This window comes from Aureimonas sp. CAS (genome assembly GCF_059838215.1).
Map to the genome: position 1 here is coordinate 459,293 of NZ_CM187563.1, position 15,151 is coordinate 474,443.

Sequence of the window (15,151 nt, forward strand, 5' to 3'; positions counted from 1 at the left end):
AAGGCCGGTTGCGGGCCGTCCTCCGACGTCTATTGCTGCGCGGAGGCCTCCATCTCGCGCCGACGCTCGTCGAGAGCGCCGTGGAGGAGGGGCGGAAGGCCTGGGGGCGCACCGGTGCGCGTGTGGACGCAGCGCCCGGCCGCATAGGTCGCGGCCACGGACCGGTCGTCGCCCATCGTCATCAGGAGGAACAGCTCCTCCTCCAGCGTCCCGATCCGCTCCAGGCGCCGTCGCATCGCCGAAGTCGCGCCACTGTCGAGGACGGCGAAATCGGCCTCGAAGCCGGGCGCGACACGGCCGATCCGGCCGCCGAGGCCAATGGCCTGCGCGTTCCCGGCGGTCATCCAGTGGAAGGCCTGGAGAGCCGGAAGCTTCTGTCCGCGAAGCGCCAGCACCTTGTAGCCCTCGCCCGCCGTCGCCAGCATCGAATAGGACGTGCCGCCCCCGATGTCGGTGGCGATGCCCGTCTTCACGCCTGCCTCCAGAAGGCCCGCGCGATCGAAGAGGCCCGAGCCGAGGAAGAGGTTGGATGTCGGGCAGAAGATCGCCGAGGCGCCGCGCTCGGCGAGCGAGGCGATCTCGCGCTCCGTCAGATGGATGCAGTGGCCGAAGAGCGCGCGCTCGCGCACGAGGCCGTAGCGCTCGTAGACCGCGAGATAGTCCTCCGCCGAGGGGAACAGCTCGCGGACATAGGCGATCTCGTCGAGATTCTCGGACAGATGGGTCTGGATCGAGAGGCCGGGATTCTCTTCGGCCAGCGCGCCCGTCGCCTCCAGCTGCGCTTCCGTCGAGGTCGGCGCGAAGCGGGGAGTGATGGAGACCTCCAGCCGTCCCCTTCCGTGCCAGCGCTCGATCAGCGCCTTCGATTCCTCGTAGCCCCGCTCGGGCGTGTCGAGCAGCGCCTCCGGCGCGCCGCGATCCATCATCACCTTGCCCGCGAGGATGCGAAGACCGCGCCGCTCGGCCTCGGCCATCAGGCTGTCGACCGACTGGGGATGCGAGGTGCAGAAGAAGGAGGCCGTCGTCGTGCCGTTCGCCAGAAGCTCGGAGAGGACGAATTTCGCGGCCGCGTCCGACACGGCCGGGTCGCCGTAGCGGCTTTCCTCAGGGAAGGTGTAGCGCTGCAGCCATTCGAGGAGTTCGGTGCCGTAGGAGGCGACGACCTGGGTCTGCGGCATGTGGATGTGCGGATCGACGAAGCCCGGCGTCAGAAGATGCGGCCGGTGGTCGACGAGTCGCAGGCCGGCGGGCAGGGACGGCAGGAGAGCGGCCGCCTCGCCGACCGCCTCGATCAGGCCGTCGCGCACGGTGACGATACCGTCCTCGATGAAGCGCACCGCGCCCGGATCGAGCCTCGGATCGCCGTCGAAGGAGAGGATGCGGGCGCGGATCGCGAGCGTGCCGCCGTTCGCGAGCGCGGTCATGGCCGGTAGCCCTTCGCCGAGGACATCCAGCGGGCGAGCGCCAGCCGCTCCTCCGCCTCCATGCCGGTCAGGTTTCCCGGCGGCATGGCGTGGCTGCGCACCGACTGCGCGTCGATGAGGCGGGCATTGTGGACGATGTCCTCCGGCGTCTCCAGAAGGATCGCCTTCGGCGCATGGTCGATGCCGGGCCAGAGCGGCGCGCGGGCATGACACATCGAGCAGCGCGACAGGACGATGCCTTCCGCTTCGGGAAAGTGCACCGATGTGATGAGCGCGCGGCCCGGATCGTTGGCGATCGTGCGGGCCTCCGCCGCCTCGACGCTCGCGGCCGCGCGCCAGCCGGGCGCGCCGGACAGGGTGATGACGGCCGCAAAGAGCAGGCCCGCCACCGCCCAGCACCACCAGAGCTTCTGGTGCGTGCGGTGCATCGTGTTGAAGAAGTGGCGGATCACCGCGCCCATCAGGAGGACGAGGCCTGCGATGGCCCAGTTCCACTGCGTCGCGAAGGCGAGCGGATAGTGGTTGGACAGCATGAGGAAGATGACGGGCAGCGTCAGATAGTTGTTGTGGAGCGAGCGCTGCTTGGCCTGCTTGCCGAGATAGGCTTCCGGCGTGCGGCCCGCGCGCAGGTCCGCCACCACGATCTTCTGGTTCGGGATGATGATGAAGAAGACGTTCGCCGTCATGATCGTCGCGATCATGGCGCCGGTGTGCAGCATTGCGCCGCGCCCGGAGAAGAGCTGCGAGAAGACGAAGCTCGCGGCCACGACGTAGACGAAGAGCGCGGCGAGGAGCGCGGTGTCGTTCTCCTTCAGCCTCGACTTGCAGATGAAGTCGTAGACGATCCAGCCGAGGCCGAGGCCGAGCATGCCGATCAGGCTCGCGCCCCACACGGGGAGATCGGCGACGGATCGGTCGATCAGATAGAGATCGGCACCGACGTAATAGACGAGGAACAGGAGCGCGAAGCCCGACAGCCAGGTCGCGTAGCTCTCCCATTTGAACCAGGTCAGGTCCTCGGGCATGTGGCTCGGCGCCACCATGTATTTCTGGATGTGGTAGAAGCCGCCGCCATGGACCTGCCAGGCCTCGCCCCCGACGCCCTCGGGCGGCGTGCCGTGCGGCTTACGCAGGCCGAGATCGAGCGCGATGAAGTAGAAGGACGAGCCGATCCAGGCGATCGCGGTGACGACGTGCAGCCAGCGCACGCCGAAGGACAGCCATTCGGAGAAATAGGTCCACATGGGATGCTCCCTCCGGAGCGCCGCCCCCTAGCCGCGGGCACCCCAAATTGATCCGATGTGCCGTTCTGCGCCCTTCGCCGTTCAGGAGACGGTGGGAAGGGCAGGCGCTTGTTGCCGGTCGCCGCGCGGGCCGCGCGTCGACGGAGCTTTTCGGTAGCACGCGCCGGGGCGCGCGAAAACGGGTTGCGAGGGGCGGGACGCGACTCTTCGGCCGACATCGCAGACTATCGGGCCGCGATGCCCCTATTCCCGCGCGGGTGAGGAATGCGCCCCGTTCTGAAACCGCCCCTTCTCCTCGAGGAGAAGGTCCCGGCAGGGGGATGAGGGTGTTACGGCTGCGGGGCGCAAGGCGTGCGCCCGCCAACGCCTTCCGGCCAGGGATCGCGCCCCAAGAAGCCCTCACCCGGCCCTTCGGGCCACCCTCTCCCGCAAGCGGGAGAGGAATGGCGCCCATCCGCGGGCGTTGAGGTTCGGGATGGCGAGTCGGATAGGGCGGGGATCCGAGACCCGGACCGGAATGGACTGGATGTCCACGAGGACCGGAAGCGTAGGAGACCCGCCCTAGGCGGCCGCCAGCGCGAACTGTCTAGTTGCGCACGCCCTCGACGTACCACTCCATCGACAGAAGCTCGGAATCGGGGATCACCTCGCCCTCGGCGACGCGCTCCTCGCCGGACTGGTCGTTGATCGGGCCGGTGAAGATCTCGTACTCGCCGGCCTTGGTCTGGTCGATGATCTCCTGCGCGGCCGCCTGGACCTCCTCCGGCATGCGGTCGTTGAAGGGGCCCATCTCGACCTCGCCCTCGGCCATTCCGAGCCAGACGTTCGAGGTCTCCCAGGTGCCGTCGATCACGGCCTGGACGCGCTGGACGTAGTACGGGCCCCAGCGGTCGACGATCGAGGTCATGTGGGCGTTCGGCGCGAACTCCTCCATGTCCCAGGCCTGGCCGAAGGCGATGCCGCCCCGCTCCTCGGCCGCCTGCAGCGGGCCCGGGCTGTCGGTGTGCTGCGTGATGACGTCCGCGCCCTGGTCGAAGAGGGCGTTCGCGGCCTGCGCCTCGCGGGCCGGATCGTACCAGGAGTTCACCCAGACGACCTGCGTCTCGAAATCCGGGTTCACCTTGCGCGCCGCCAGCGTGAAGGCGTTGATGCCCATCACCACTTCCGGGATCGGGAAGGAGGCCACGTAGCCGGCCTTGCCGGTCTCCGACATCATGCCGGCGATCGTGCCGAGCACCGCGCGGCCCTGATAGAAGCGCGCGTTGTAGGCGGCCATGTTCTCGGCCGTCTGGTAGCCGGTCGCGTGCTCGAACTTCACGTCCGGGAACTCGCGCGCCACGCGCAGCGTCGGCTCCATGAAGCCGAAGGAGGTGGCGAAGATGATGTCGTTGCCGTCCTGGGCGAGCTGGCGCAGCACGCGCTCGGCGTCCGGGCCTTCCGCGACGCTCTCGACAAAGGTCGTCTCCACCGCGTCGCCGAGCTGCTCCTCCAGATAGAGGCGGCCCTGGTCGTGGGCGTAGGACCAGCCGAAATCGCCGATCGGGCCGACATAGATGAAGGCGACGCGAACGGGATCGCTCGCGCCCTCGGCGGGCGCGTCCTGCGCGAGCGCGGGCTGGGCGATCGCGATCAGCGCGGCGGCGCCGGCCATCAGCATGCGGCGGGTGAGATGGGTCATGGGCGAGGCTCCTTGGGGGACGAGGGGAAGGGTCAGGCGGTGGCGCGGAACGGCCGGCCGAGACAGGCGGGTGCGGCGTTGCGCGCCGAGACCTTGCGCGCCGAGATCAGCGCCAGGACGAGGATCGTCGCGAGATAGGGAAGGGCGGTCAGGAACTCGGGCGCCAGACCCGACCAGCCGGCGGCCTTGGCCTGCAATTCCAGCGTGATGACCGCGCCGAAGAGATAGGCGCCGAGCAGCAGCCGGCCCGGCCGCCAAGCCGCGAAGACGACGAGGGCGATGGCGATCCAGCCCCGGCCCGAGGTCAGGCGCTCCGCCCACATCGGGGTCAGCACCAGCGAGAAGAACGACCCGCCGAGACCGGCCATGGCGCCGCCGAAGAGGACGGCCATGTAGCGCACGAACAGCACGGGATAGCCGATCGAATGGGCGGAGACGTCGTTCTCGCCGACCGCGCGCAGGATCAGCCCGGCCCTCGAATGCTTCAGGAACCACCAGACGGCGAAGACCATGAAGAGCGAGAAATAGACCAGCGGCGAATAGCCGAAGAGGACGCGCCAGATCGGGTCGGCGCTGAGCGATGTCGGAAAGACCGAACCGAAGGTCGCGGTCGTGCGGCCGACGAAGGAGGCGCCGAGCAGCGCCGAGACGCCGGTTCCGAAGATCGTCAGCGCCAGCCCCGTCGCGACCTGATTGGCCGTCAGCGTCAGGGTCAGCACCGCGAAGACCATGGAGACGGCCGCGCCGGCGAGCAGCGCGGCGAGAACGCCGAGCGCGGGCGATCCGGTGGCGGTCGCGGCGATGAAGCCCGTGACCGCGCCGATCAGCATCATGCCCTCGACGCCGAGATTGAGGACGCCGGACTTCTCCACCACCAGTTCGCCGAGCGCGGCGATGAGGATGGGCGTCGCCGACATGACGACGGCGACGATCAGCGCGACCGCGAATTCGGGGCTCAAGAGGTCGCTCCCTTGCGCGCGCCGGAGAAGGTCAGGCGGTAGCGGATGAAGATGTCGGAGGCGAGGAGGAAGAAGAGCAGCATTGCCTGGAAGACGCCGATGGCGGCCGCCGGCAGGCCGATCGTCGTCTGGGCGCTCTCGCCGCCGACATAGGTGAGCGCCAGCACCAGAGAGGCCGCGACGATGCCGATCGGGTGGAGCCGCCCGAGGAAGGCGACGATGATGGCGGTGAAGCCGTAGCCCGTCGGGAAGGTCGGCACCATCTGCCCGAAGGGGCCGGCGGCCTCCAGAATGCCGGCGAGCCCGGCGAAGGCGCCGCCGGCCAGAAGGCAGGCGAAGACGATGCGGTTCTCGCGAAAGCCGCCGTAGCGCGCCGCCTGCGGCGACAGGCCCATCAGCCGCACCTGGAAGCCGGCGATGGTGCGCACCATCACGAACCAGACGGTGATCGCCAGCGCCAGAGCCACGGGGATGCCGAGATGAAGGACTGTGCCGGTCAGGCGCGGCAGCGTCTGGTCGAGCGAGAACATCGCCGTCTGCGGGAAGCCGAAGCCCATCGGATTCCGCCAGGGGCCGCGCACCATGTAGTAGAGGAACTGGATCGCGACGTAGTTCAGCATCAGCGACGACAGGATCTCCGAGACGCCGAGCTTCACCCGCAGGAAGGCGGGGATCGCCGCATAGGCCATGCCGCCGAGGACGCCGCAGACGATCATCGCCGGCAGGATCCACGGCCCCTGCATCTGCAGCGTGGCGAGGGCGATGCCGGTGCCGGCGAGCGCGCCGATGACGTACTGCCCCTCCGCCCCGATGTTCCAGACATTGGCGCGGAAGCCGATGGACAGGCCGATGGCGATGATGGCGAGCGGCGCGGCCTTCACCAGAAGGTCGTACCAGCGCCACAGGCTCGTCAGCGGAGTGAAGAAGATCGCGCGGGCCGCGCCGATCCCGTCATAGCCGAGCGCCGTGAAGACCAGGGCGCCGACGACGAGCGTCGCCACCACCGCCAGGACGGGCGACAGGAGCAGCATGGCGCGGCTGGGCTCCAGCCGCGGGACGAACTTAAGCGACATGGCGGGGCGCCTCCGCGTCGGTGCCGTGGACGCCGCCCATCAGGAGGCCGAGCTCGTCGATCGAGACCTCCGCGACCTCCATCGCCTTGGACAGGCGCCCGCCATTGATGACGGCGATCCGGTCCGAAATCTGGAGCAATTCGTCGAGGTCCTGGCTGACGAGGAGGATCGCCGCGCCCTTTTCGGCGAGATCCGCCAGCGCCTGACGGATGGAAGAGGCGGCGCCCGCATCGACGCCCCAGGTCGGCTGCGAGACAAGAAGGACGGCCGGGTCCTGTCCGATTTCGCGCCCCATGATGAACTTCTGCAGATTACCGCCGGAGAGCGAGGAGGCGACCGACGCCGGTCCGCGCGCCTTGACCGAGAAGGCGGCGATGACCGAGCCGGCGAAGGCCTTCGCGGCGCCGAGCTTCAGGAGACCGCGCGAGGCGAGACCCTTTCGCGCACGGGCGGAAAGGATGGCGTTCTCGGTCAGCGACATGGCGGGCACGGCGGCGTGGCCGTTGCGCTCCTCGGGCACGCTGGCGAGGCCGAGCCGCCGCCGCGCCGAGACGCCGAGCCGGGACGCGTCCGTGCCCTCGATGGAGATGGAACCGGAGACGCCGTCGGTGCGCTCGCCCGACAGCACCTCGAAGAGCTCCGACTGCCCGTTGCCGGCAACGCCCGCGATGCCGAGGATTTCGCCGGCGCGCACCGAAAGGGCGATGTCCTTCAACGTCGTGCCGAAGGGCGGCTCGCCAGGCGCGGAGAGGGCGGAGACGGTGAAGCGCGGCTCGCCGAAGGAGCGCCAGCCGCGCCGCTGCACGTCCTTCAGATCGCCGCCGATCATCGTCTCGGCCATGGAACGCGCGGTCTCGGCCGCCGGATCGCAGGTCGCCACCACCTTGCCGCCGCGCAGGATCGTGGCGGTGGAGCAGAGCGCTTTGATCTCGTCGAGCTTGTGCGAGATGTAGAGGATCGAGCAGCCTTCGTCCCGCAGCTGGCGCAGCACCGCGAAGAGCTCCTCCACCTCCTGCGGCGTCAGCACCGAGGTCGGCTCGTCCATGATGAGGAGCTTCGGCTTCACCAGAAGCGCGCGAACGATCTCGATGCGCTGGCGCTCGCCGACCGAAAGCGTGTGGACGAAGCGGTGCGGGTCGAGCTTCAGATTGTAGCGCTTCAGCACCTCGCGGACCTGGCCCTCCAGCTCGCGCCGGGGCGGCGGCTCGTCCATGCCGAGCGCGACGTTCTCCAGCACCGTCATCGCCTCGAACAGGCAGAAGTGCTGGAACACCATGGCAAGGCCGAGCCGGCGCGCCTCGCGCGGCGAGGCGATGGTCACGGGCTTCCCGTCGAAGCGCATCGCGCCTTCGTCGGCCGACTGAACGCCGTAGATGATCTTCACGAGGGTGGACTTGCCGGCGCCGTTTTCGCCGAGGAGCGCGTGAATCGCGCCCGGCGCGACCTGGAAGGAGATGGAATCGTTCGCCGTGACGCCCGGATAGCGCTTCGAAATCCCCTCCAGCTCAAGACGTGGCGTCATGGACCCCCGGTATGTTGCGCGGGCCACCCCTGCAGGTCCGCGCGGCCATATTGCACCGGCTCCGCGCAGGCGCAAAGACTGTGCAGAGCTTTTCCAAAGGGTTCGCGCCGACGTTTGTCGCTGAGGCGCCATTCTTCTCCCCAGCGGGGAGAAGGTGGCCCGAAGGGCCGGATGAGGGGGGCCGCGCAGCGGGGCGGACGGTTGATCATCGGCAAGCGCCGCGTGCCCCTCATCCCCCTGCCGGGACCTTCTCCCCGCAGGGGAGAAGGCGAAGCTTCGGCGCCGCGAGCGGTCGTCTCACCCCCGCACGGTCTGCACCGCGGCCAGAATCCGCTCCGGCGTCGCCGGCGCGTCGAGTGCCGGGAAGGCGCGATAGTCGCCTGCCGCGAGAACGGCATCGGCCAGCGCCGAGAACACCGAGAGCGCCAACATGAAGGGCGGCTCGCCCACCGCCTTGGAGCGGTAGATCGTCGCCGAAGGGTTGCGGCCCTTGTCCCAGAGCGCGATTCGCAGATCGTCCGGCCGGTCGTTGGCGGTCGGAATCTTGTAGGTCGAGGGCGCGTGGGTAGAGAGCCGCCCGGACTGGTCCCAGCGCAGCTCCTCGGTCGTCAGCCAGCCGACGCCCTGGATGAAGCCGCCCTCGATCTGACCGAGATCGATCGCCGGGTTCAGCGAGCGCCCGACATCGTGGAGGACGTCGGCGCGCAGGACCCGGTTCTCGCCGGTCAACGTGTCGATCACGACCTCGGCGCAGGCCGCGCCATAGGCGAAGTAGTAGAAGGGCGTTCCCCGCGCCGTCTCGCGGTCGTAGGCGATGCCCGGCGTGGCGTAGAAGCCGGTCGAGGAGAGCGAGACGCGCGCCAGATAGGCCTCGCCGACGAGGTCCGCGAAGGACAGCTCGTGGCGGCCGATCCGCACGCGGCCGGGCAGGAATTCCACGTCCTCGGCCGGGACGCCGTAGCGCGAGACGGCGTAGTCGATCAGCCGGTCCTTGATGATGCGGGCGGCGTTGCGCGCCGCCATGCCGTTCAGATCCGAGCCGGACGAGGCGGCGGTGGCGGAGGTGTTCGGCACCTTGCCCGTGGTCGTGGCGGTGATGCGCACGCGCCCGACGTCGATCTGGAACTCCTCGGCCACGACCTGCGCGACCTTGGTGAAGAGCCCCTGGCCCATCTCCGTGCCGCCATGGTTGAGCGCCACCGACCCGTCCTTGTAGACGTGGACGAGCGCGCCGGCCTGATTCAGATGCGTCGTGGTGAAGGAGATGCCGAACTTCACCGGCGTCAGCGCCAGACCCTTCTTGAGGATCGGGCTCGTCCGGTTGAAGGCGCGCACGCTCTCGCGCCGCGCGCGATAGTCCGACGAGGCTTCCAGCTCCTCCACAATCTCGCCGATCACGCAGTCGGCGACCGCCATGTGATAGGGCGTCTTCGCCTCCACGCCCGAGCCCATCGCCGGGTAGAAGTTGCGCTTGCGAACGTCGAGCGGGTCGAGGCCGGTGCGGTGGGCGATCTCGTCCATGGCGCGTTCGATGGCGACCATGCCCTGCGGCCCGCCGAAGCCGCGAAAGGCGGTGTTGGAGGCCGTGTGGGTCTTCAGCCGCCGCGAATGGATGCGGGCGGCGGGAAGCGCGTAGGCATTGTCGGCGTGGAACATCGCCCTGTCGGCGATGGCCCCCGACAGGTCCTTGGAATAGCCGCAGCGCACGAGGTGGCGGAAGTCGGCGGCGAGGACCCGGCCTCGTTCGTCATGGCCGATCTCGTAGGACGTGCGCATCTCGTGGCGCTTGCCCGTCATCTCCATGTCGTCGTCGCGGTCGAGCCGGCATTTGGCCGGCCGGCCGGTCTTCACGGCGACGAGGGCCGCGACCGCGGCGAAAAGCGCGGGCTGGGATTCCTTGCCGCCGAAGCCGCCGCCCATGCGCCGCACCTCGACCGTCACCGCGTGGTCCGGGACGCCGAGCGCCTTGGCGACGTTGTGCTGGACCTCGGACGGGTGCTGCGTGGAGGAGCGCACGAGGACGTCGCCGTCCTCCAGCGGCACGGCGCTCGCGATCTGCCCTTCCAGGTAGAAATGGTCCTGTCCGCCCGTCTCCACCACGCCGGACAGGCGGTGCGGCGCGTTCGCGAGCGCGCTCGCGGCGTCGCCGAGCCGCATCTCGTGCGGCGGCAGAAGGTCTCCCTCGCGCTCGGCCAGAGCCACGGCGTCGTCGATCGTGATCGCGGGCGTCTCGGCCTCGATCTCGATCGTCGCCAGCTTGGCGGCCGCTCGCGCCTGCGCGAGGGAAGGCGCCGCGACGGCGAAAAGCGGCTGGCCGCGGAAGAAGACGTGGCGTTCGGCGAAGATCGGATCGTCGCCGAAGACGGGCGAGTAGTCGTTCTTGCCCAGAATGTCGGCGGCGGTCAGCACCAGCGCGACGCCCGGAGCGGCGCGAACCGCGTCGAGGCTGAGCGAGACGAGCTTCCCATGCGCCACCGGCGACATGGCGATGTAGATCTGCAGCGTGCCCGGCAGCTCGGGCTCGTCGTCGGTGTAGCGCGCCTCGCCGGAGACGTGCTTGGCGCCGCTGTCGTGCTTCAGGCCCGTGCCGACGCCGCCGCGAATGGCGCGCGGATGGCGCGGCGCCTCCTCGTGAAGGCGCGTCGGATCGACGGTGCCGGCTTCGCCGCGATCCTGGATGCGGGTCTCCTCCATCACGCGACCTCGCTGATGCGCGTCGGCACGCCGTCGACCGAAAGGCGGAAGCGCTCCAGGCAGTTGCGCGCGGCCTGCAGCCGGTAGTCGCGGCTCGCCCGCATGTCGCTCAAGGGCTCGAAGTCGGAGGCGAGCGCCCGGCCCGCCGCCTCGACCGCCGAAGCGTCGAAGGGGCGCCCGACGAGGGCCGCCTCCGCCGCGCTCGCGCGCTTCGGCGTTCCGGCCATGCCGCCGAAGGCGAGGCGCGCCTGCGCAACGACCGGGCCGTCGAAGGACAGCTTGAAGGCCGCCATGACGGCGGAGATGTCGGAGTCCATCCGCTTGGAGATCTTCGAGGCGTGGAAGCGCTCGTTCTCCGCGAGCAGCGGCACCTCGATCGCGACGACGAACTCGCCCGGCCGCCGGTCCTGCCGGCCGTATTCGAGAAAGAAGGTCTCCAGCGGAAGCTGCCGCGTCTCCTCGCCCTGGCGCAGATGCAGCGTCGCGCCGAGCGCGATCAGGGCCGGCGGCAGGTCGCCGATCGGCGAGCCGTTGGCGATGTTGCCGCCGACCGTGCCCGCGTTGCGGACCTGATGGCCGGCGAAGCGCCGCATCAGTTCGCCGAGATCGGGATGGATTTCCGCGAGGCGCCGCGCGGCCTTCGAATGGGTGACGGCCGCACCGAAATAGAGCGCGCTCGGGCCTTCCTCGATATGGGCGAGGTCGGCGACACGGCTGACGTCGATCAGGAGCGGCAGATCGCGATGCTGCTTGGTGACCCAGAGCCCGACATCGGTCGCGCCCGCCACCAGCCGAGCGTCGGGAAGCTCGGCATAGAGGTCGGCGAGATCGTCCACATGGGTGGGGGAGAACCAGCGCCCGCCTCCGCCGGAATAGTCGAACACCTCGTCCTGCCGCAGGCGTGCCAGCCGCGACGCCAGTGCCGCGTCCGCCGCCGTGTGGTCCTCGCGCGGCGCGCGCGCCGCCTCAAGTCCGGCCTCGACGATCGGACCGTAGCCGGTGCAGCGGCAGAGATTGCCGGCGATCGTGTCCTTCACCGCCTGCCGGCTCTCCAGCCCCTCGCCGAGCCACGCCGAATAGAGCTGCATGACGAAGCCCGGCGTGCAGAAGCCGCACTGGCTGGCGTGCAGATCCACCATGGCGCGCTGCACGGGATGGTCGCCGCTCAAGCCCTCCACCGTCTCCACCGAGCGGCCGTGCAGGGCGGGCAGGAACAGGATGCAGGAGTTGACCGCGCGCCGGGCGAGGCCGCCCGCGCCGTCGGGCTCGGACAGGACCACGGTGCAGGCGCCGCAATCGCCCTCCGCGCAGCCTTCCTTGGTGCCGGTCAGCCGCTCGTGGCCGCGCAGATGGTTCAGAACCGTCGTCGTCGGATGCGGTCCCTCGACGGAGCGTTCCTCGCCGTTGAGGATGAAGCGGATCGGTGCCATCAGCTGCCCCGGTAGGTCGAGTAGCCGAAGGGCGAGAGCAGGAGCGGCACGTGGTAGTGGCGGGCCTCGGCCATGCCGAAGCGGATCACCACCTCGTCGAGGAACTTCGGCTCCGGCAGGTCCATGCCCGACCGGTCGAGATAGGCGCCGGCCGAGAAGACGAGCTCGTAGGTCCCCGTGGCGAAATCCTCTCCCGCCAGAAGCGGGGCGTCGCAGCGTCCGTCCGTGTTGGTGACGGCCGTCGCGATGCTCGTGCGCCGTCCGCCGTCGAGCCGGAACAGCTCGACGGTCAGCCCGGAGGCGGGCCGCCCGGTCGCGGTGTCCAGCACATGGGTCGTCAGCCTGCCGCCCGCATTCGTCTCAGCCATCGGCGCGATGATTCCGTTGCCGTTTACCCAAAGGCCGGAGTTTGCACCCGCGACCCTGCCTCCGTCCAGCGGCCTGGAAGCTTTCCAGCCTCTATTGCGCCTCGATCTCGGCCCGGTAGAGGACCGGCCAGTCGTCCGGCATCACGCCCCGGCATTCGCCCATCATGGCCTCCTCGACGAGGGCGAGGTCCTCACCGTCGAAGACCCAGGAGGTGACCGTACCGCAATCGCCAAGCCCCCGGCCCCGGAAGAAGGCCTGGATGGTGCGGCCGTCCTCGGTCAGCCCGGCATTGACGAGTGTCGAGCCCGTCTCGGCGTCCGGGTCGATGCCGGTGCCGCGCGCGCCGAGATCGGCGGGGCGGGCGACGCCGTCCGTCACGATCGAGAAGTCCTCGAAGAGATTGTAGGCGCCGGCCGAGGTGCAGACGCCCCAGAGGAGGGTCCCGTCCTGCGCCTCGAAGACGGTGTCCTCGCCGCCTTCGGGACAGAACTCGTCGCGCTCCGGCAATCCCTCGGGGCGCTCGGCCGGCACGTCGATCGCGGTCAGCGCCAGTGCGGTCACGGTGGGAAGAGGCGAGGGGCCCGGGATCGTATCGGCGGGCCGTTCGCCGCGCGCGACGAGCGCGCCGGACGCGCCCGCCCGCTCCTGCGCGGCGTCCATGTAGCGCAGCGCCGCGCTCATGCCCTTCAGCGACACCGGAACCGTCTCGTCCCCGATCGAGACGTCGAGCGTCTCGCCGGGCAGAAGCGCGTTCAGGAAGGCAATGTGATCGACGGGTCCGAGCGCCGCCGAGGCGAAGCTTCCGCCGTCCTCCTCCGGCTCCAGCGTCTCGACCGGAAGCGTTCCGCCCTCCAGCGAGAGGCCGATCGGACCGCCTGCCTGAAGTTCGTCTAGGATGGTGACCGAGACGAGCGGACCGGATTCGGCGCCGGCCTCCCGCGTCACTTTCAGATAGGCGAACGCAGCCGCGACCTGGGGCGAAAGGCCGAGGGCGGTGCAGGCCCTGGAATTGTCGCAGCCGACCACCCAGTCCCCGAAGGTCTGGAGCGTTCCGGTCTCAGCGGCCGCGGCGGGTAGGGCGGCGAGAAGGGGCAGGGCGGCGAGAAAGCGGCGCATGGAGACCTCCGGACGGTGCGGCGCCGATTGGTGCCAGTGCGCGGAAGGTGGCGCAAGCGGGGTGGACGCCGAGGCCGAACGCTTCCACAATGCTCGCGCGACGGGGGCGTCCGCGAACATCGCGGGCTGAGAAGCACCCTTGGAACCTGAACCGGATCATGCCGGCGGAGGGAGTTGCGAGGCCCGGCGTGAGCTCCGGTCGCGGCTTTCTTCGTCCATCGAAGGAGCTGAGAATGACCCATCCCGCGAACGCACCGGACGATTTCGGATCCCCGCTCTTCGCCGCCCTCCGCCGTGGGGCCGGGCAGGACTGGATGGCCTATGTCGGGCATGAGTTCACCGAGAGGCTCGGGGACGGCTCGCTGCCGCGCGCGGCCTTCCTGCACTATTTGAAGCAGGACTACATCTTCCTCGTCCACTTCGCCCGCGCCTGGTCGCTCCTCGCCTTCAAATGCGCGGATGTCGAGGAGATGCGGATGTGCGCGGCGACCGTGCACGACCTCATCGGCAACGAGATGACGCTGCATCTGGAGACCTGCGCCCGCGAAGGGTTGGACGAGGCGACGATCCTTTCGACCCGCGAGCGGCCCGAGAACGTCGCCTATACGCGCTACGTCATCGACCGAGGGCTGGCGGGCGACGCCCTGGACCTCCTCGTGGCCCTTGCGCCCTGCCTCTTCGGCTATGGCGAGATCGGCCCGCGCCTGAAGGCCGCGCACGGGACGGACGGAACCTATGGCGAGTGGATATCGGTCTATTCGGGCGAGGATTATCAGGGCGCCGTGCGCCGCTCCGCCGGGCTCTTCGAGAAGGTGGCCCGACGCACGATCGGCGCCGATTTCGAAGCTTCGCCGCGCTGGCCGTCTCTCGTGGAAGGGTTCGCGCAGGCCTGCCGGCTGGAGCAGGACTTCTGGTCCATGGGGCTGAGACCGTAGGAGTTTCGGCGCCGCTTCGCGTACGCGCCCGTCGATTGGCTCAAGTCTCCTCCGATGATATATTGAATGCATATCATCGGAGGATTCGCATGCGCGCCCTCGTCGACATGAGCGATACGCAGGTCGAAGCGCTCGACGCGCTTGCCCGAGAGCAGCGCCGGTCGCGCGCGTCCCTCATCCGCGCGGCGATCGACGATTATCTCGCCCGTCATCGGCAAGACGAGCTCGTCGATGCCTTCGGCCTTTGGGGTGGGGACGGCCCGGACGGTCTGACCTACCAGGAAAAGGTGCGCGGCGAGTGGTAGCCGCGCTCTTCGATACCAACATCCTTATCGACCATCTGAACGCCGTGCCCGAGGCGCGCGAGGAGATCGCGCTCTACGACAGCCGTGCGATCAGCATCGTGACCTGGATCGAGGTGATGGTGGGCGCCAAACCGCACCTCGTCGAACCGACCCGCTCGTTCCTTCGGGCGTTCGAAATCATCGGCTTGGACGACGAGATCGCCGCCCGATCTGTCGAACTTCGGCGCGATCACCGCATCAGATTGCCCGATGCGGTGATCTGGGCCACTGCCCAGATCGGGCGGCGCCTGCTCGTCACCCGGAACGTCCGCGATTTTCCCGCCGACGATCCGGGGATACGGGAGCCCTACCGGATCTGATCCCGGTCTCTGGAGCATCGGCCCGAACGACGGAATCGATCTT

Annotated in this window: 13 protein-coding genes and 1 riboswitch; of the genes, 3 read left to right on the forward strand and 10 right to left on the reverse strand. The window is 69.3% G+C overall.

All coding sequences use genetic code 11. The features are described from left to right. Window positions 1–29: 29 nt before the first annotated feature. From guaD to AC6R2M_RS02180, 10 genes are all read right to left on the reverse strand, one after another. Window positions 30–1,424 carry a guanine deaminase gene (gene guaD / locus AC6R2M_RS02135; protein ID WP_500485043.1) on the reverse strand — a complete coding sequence of 465 codons (1,395 nt, stop codon included), beginning with the start codon at window positions 1,422–1,424 and terminating at the stop codon, window positions 30–32. Continuing rightward, window positions 1,421–2,668, reverse strand: coding sequence for a urate hydroxylase PuuD (locus AC6R2M_RS02140; protein ID WP_500485044.1), 1,248 nt, complete (start codon window positions 2,666–2,668; stop codon window positions 1,421–1,423). The genes guaD and AC6R2M_RS02140 overlap by 4 nt, the downstream gene beginning before the upstream one ends. 586 nt (window positions 2,669–3,254) lie before the next feature. Continuing rightward, window positions 3,255–4,346 carry a BMP family ABC transporter substrate-binding protein gene (locus tag AC6R2M_RS02145; protein ID WP_500485046.1) on the reverse strand — a complete coding sequence of 364 codons (1,092 nt, stop codon included), beginning with the start codon at window positions 4,344–4,346 and terminating at the stop codon, window positions 3,255–3,257. Between the two features lie 32 nt (window positions 4,347–4,378). Next, window positions 4,379–5,305 carry an ABC transporter permease gene (locus AC6R2M_RS02150; protein WP_500485048.1) on the reverse strand — a complete coding sequence of 309 codons (927 nt, stop codon included), beginning with the start codon at window positions 5,303–5,305 and terminating at the stop codon, window positions 4,379–4,381. After that, window positions 5,302–6,378: an ABC transporter permease gene (locus AC6R2M_RS02155; RefSeq protein WP_500485050.1), complete on the reverse strand. Its 1,077-nt coding sequence runs from the start codon at window positions 6,376–6,378 to the stop codon at window positions 5,302–5,304. Before AC6R2M_RS02155 ends, AC6R2M_RS02150 begins: the two co-directional genes overlap by 4 nt. After that, the gene (locus tag AC6R2M_RS02160; protein WP_500485052.1) at window positions 6,368–7,900 is read right to left on the reverse strand and encodes an ABC transporter ATP-binding protein; all 1,533 of its coding nucleotides are present in this window, start codon (window positions 7,898–7,900) and stop codon (window positions 6,368–6,370) included. Before AC6R2M_RS02160 ends, AC6R2M_RS02155 begins: the two co-directional genes overlap by 11 nt. Before the next feature lie 297 nt (window positions 7,901–8,197). Next, complete coding sequence (gene xdhB, locus AC6R2M_RS02165) at window positions 8,198–10,594, reverse strand: xanthine dehydrogenase molybdopterin binding subunit (RefSeq protein ID WP_500487454.1); 2,397 nt, start codon at window positions 10,592–10,594, stop codon at window positions 8,198–8,200. Further along, entirely contained in the window at window positions 10,594–12,024 is a 1,431-nt protein-coding gene (gene xdhA, locus AC6R2M_RS02170) for a xanthine dehydrogenase small subunit (RefSeq protein WP_500485054.1), read from the reverse strand. Before xdhA ends, xdhB begins: the two co-directional genes overlap by 1 nt. Continuing rightward, entirely contained in the window at window positions 12,024–12,392 is a 369-nt protein-coding gene (gene uraH, locus AC6R2M_RS02175) for a hydroxyisourate hydrolase (protein ID WP_500485056.1), read from the reverse strand. The genes xdhA and uraH overlap by 1 nt, the downstream gene beginning before the upstream one ends. Before the next feature lie 91 nt (window positions 12,393–12,483). Then, window positions 12,484–13,509, reverse strand: coding sequence for a DUF1176 domain-containing protein (locus AC6R2M_RS02180; protein ID WP_500485058.1), 1,026 nt, complete (start codon window positions 13,507–13,509; stop codon window positions 12,484–12,486). A 92-nt stretch (window positions 13,510–13,601) separates the two neighbouring features. Further along, a riboswitch (TPP riboswitch) is annotated at window positions 13,602–13,699 on the forward strand. Between the two features lie 43 nt (window positions 13,700–13,742). Between AC6R2M_RS02180 and tenA the strand changes: the two genes are divergently transcribed. From tenA to AC6R2M_RS02195, 3 genes are all read left to right on the forward strand, one after another. After that, on the forward strand, window positions 13,743–14,444 hold the full coding sequence (gene tenA, locus AC6R2M_RS02185; RefSeq protein WP_500485060.1) for a thiaminase II: 702 nt from the start codon (window positions 13,743–13,745) through the stop codon (window positions 14,442–14,444). 89 nt (window positions 14,445–14,533) lie between these two features. Further along, window positions 14,534–14,749 carry a ribbon-helix-helix protein, CopG family gene (locus tag AC6R2M_RS02190; RefSeq protein WP_500485062.1) on the forward strand — a complete coding sequence of 72 codons (216 nt, stop codon included), beginning with the start codon at window positions 14,534–14,536 and terminating at the stop codon, window positions 14,747–14,749. Further along, window positions 14,743–15,108: a type II toxin-antitoxin system VapC family toxin gene (locus tag AC6R2M_RS02195; RefSeq protein ID WP_500485064.1), complete on the forward strand. Its 366-nt coding sequence runs from the start codon at window positions 14,743–14,745 to the stop codon at window positions 15,106–15,108. Before AC6R2M_RS02190 ends, AC6R2M_RS02195 begins: the two co-directional genes overlap by 7 nt. Window positions 15,109–15,151: the final 43 nt, after the last annotated feature.